This is a genomic window from Nitrobacter sp. 62-23, from assembly GCF_001897285.1.
Classification (GTDB): Bacteria; Pseudomonadota; Alphaproteobacteria; order Rhizobiales; family Xanthobacteraceae; genus Nitrobacter.
Window position 1 is genome coordinate 1 of the sequence record NZ_MKSM01000035.1, and the last position, 2,363, is coordinate 2,363.

General features: G+C 60.9%; 4 protein-coding genes. All 4 read left to right on the forward strand.

The window, feature by feature from the left end:
- Positions 1–35: 35 nt before the first annotated feature.
- Positions 36–524, forward strand: a complete 489-nt coding sequence (nuoI, locus tag BGO16_RS03645) for an NADH-quinone oxidoreductase subunit NuoI (protein WP_292611435.1) — start codon at positions 36–38, stop codon at positions 522–524.
- Positions 525–533: 9 nt separating this feature from the next.
- Positions 534–1,172 carry an NADH-quinone oxidoreductase subunit J gene (locus BGO16_RS03650; RefSeq protein ID WP_292617242.1) on the forward strand — a complete coding sequence of 213 codons (639 nt, stop codon included), beginning with the start codon at positions 534–536 and terminating at the stop codon, positions 1,170–1,172.
- Positions 1,169–1,477 (forward strand): NADH-quinone oxidoreductase subunit NuoK, encoded by a 309-nt coding sequence (gene nuoK, locus BGO16_RS03655; RefSeq protein WP_292617243.1) that lies wholly within the window; start codon positions 1,169–1,171, stop codon positions 1,475–1,477. The genes BGO16_RS03650 and nuoK overlap by 4 nt, the downstream gene beginning before the upstream one ends.
- A gap of 83 nt (positions 1,478–1,560) precedes the next feature.
- On the forward strand, positions 1,561–2,363 hold an 803-nt coding region (locus tag BGO16_RS03660; RefSeq protein WP_292617244.1), incomplete at its 3' end, for a proton-conducting transporter membrane subunit.

Consider the following 2,363-nt stretch of genomic DNA (forward strand, 5'->3'; position numbering starts at 1 on the left):
GCAGTTCGCCGGCATCGCGCCGAAGTGAGGTTGCCATGAGTATCAATGCAACAGCCCGTTCGCTTCTGCTGACCGAATTCGTATCGGCCTTCTTCCTCACCATGCGCTATTTCTTCAAGCCGAAGCCGACCATCAACTATCCTTTTGAGAAGAATCCGATCTCACCGCGCTTCCGCGGCGAGCATGCGTTGCGCCGCTACCCCAACGGCGAGGAGCGCTGCATCGCCTGCAAGCTGTGCGAGGCGATTTGTCCGGCGCAGGCCATCACCATCGAGGCCGGCCCGCGCCGCAACGATGGCACGCGGCGCACCGTGCGCTACGACATCGACATGGTGAAATGCATCTATTGCGGATTGTGCCAGGAGGCCTGTCCGGTCGATGCCATCGTCGAGGGACCGAATTTCGAATTCGCGACCGAGACCCGCGAGGAACTCTACTATGACAAGGCCAAGCTGCTCGCCAACGGCGATCGCTGGGAACGCGAGATCGCGAAAGCGATCGAACTCGACGCGCCGTACCGGTGAGGTGAGGGCATGATCCTTCCCGCGCTGTTCTTCTATTTGTTCGCTGGTGTGTGCGTCGCATCCGCCGCGATGGTCATCACCTCGCGCAACCCCGTGCATTCGGTGTTGTTTCTCATTCTGGCGTTCGTCAACGCTGCCGGCCTGTTCATTCTGTTGGGGGCGGAATTTCTCGCGATGATCCTCATCGTGGTCTATGTCGGCGCGGTCGCGGTGTTGTTCCTGTTCGTCATCATGATGCTGGACGTGGATTTCGCCGAATTGCGCGAGGGCTTTCTCGAATATCTGCCGTTCGGCATGGTGATCGCGGCTGTCTTCCTGCTTGAACTGCTGCTGGTGGTGGGGGGCTGGACCCTCACGCCGACGGTCACGAAATCGATCACGGCAGCCATTCCGGGCGATGTCAGCAACACCGAGGCGCTCGGCCTCGTGCTCTATACGAAGTACATCCAATATTTCCAGCTCGCCGGACTGGTGCTGCTGGTGGCGATGATCGGCGCCATCGTGCTGACGCTGCGGCACAGGGAAAGCGTCAAGCGGCAGGACATCAACGTCCAGAACGCGCGGACACCCGAGATGGCGATGAGCGTGCGGCAGGTTGCCTCCGGGCAGGGACTGCAGGACGCCGACGCGGCGGAGTGGGTGAAATGACGATCGGGCTCGGTCACTACCTAGCGGTCGGCGCGATCCTGTTCACGCTCGGGATTCTCGGCATCTTTCTCAACCGCAAGAACATCATCGTCATCCTGATGTCGGTGGAACTGATCCTGCTGGCGGTCAACATCAATCTGGTGGCGTTCTCGGTATTCCTGGGCGACATCGTCGGACAGGTGTTTGCGCTGTTGGTGCTCACGGTCGCCGCGGCGGAGGCCGCGATCGGTCTTGCTGTTCTCGTTGTCTATTTCCGCAACCGCGGTTCGATCGCGGTTGAGGACGTCAATCTGATGAAGGGCTGAAGCATGATCCGGAAAAGCGAGGACCGGCTCTTTCCGACCAATGGTTTCATTGGCCGCGGGGTCATGCTCAATGGGGTGTGTGAATGATCGAGGCAATCGTCTTTTTGCCGCTGATCGGCGCGATCCTCGCCGGGCTGATCGCACTGGCGGGCGCGCATGGGCGCAACCCAAGCGGCGATACGGTCGACCATCACGGCGACCACGGTCATGCTCACGCCACGACGGCGCATGATGATCACGGCCACGGCGACGACCACGGTCAGGACGACCATCACGTCAGCGAACCTCCGGCGGCGGGATCGCGCGCCGCCGAGTTGATCACGACGGCCCTGCTGATCGCGTCCGCGGCCCTGTCATGGATGGCGCTGGTCGATGTCGGCTTCATGCATCATGACGCGCGGATTGCGCTGTTCTCGTGGATATCCTCCGGCGATCTCCAGGTCGGATGGTCGTTGCGTGTCGATACGCTGACGGCGGTGATGCTGGTAGTCGTCACCACGGTGTCGTCGCTAGTGCATTTTTATTCCATCGGTTACATGGACGAGGATCCGAACCGTCCGCGCTTCTTCGGCTATCTGTCGCTGTTCACCTTCGCGATGCTGATGCTGGTGACGTCGGACAACCTGGTCCAACTGTTCTTCGGCTGGGAAGGCGTCGGTCTTGCCAGCTATCTGCTGATCGGTTTCTGGTATCGGAAGCCGTCGGCAAATGCGGCGGCGATCAAGGCGTTCGTGGTCAACCGTGTCGGCGACTTCGGCTTTTCGCTCGGCATCTTCGCGGTGTTCATGCTGGTCGGATCGACCGATTTCGACACCATCTTCGCGGCGGCGCCGGGCCTGACCGGAAAGACCATCCACTTCCTCGCCTGGGACGTCAACGCGCTGAC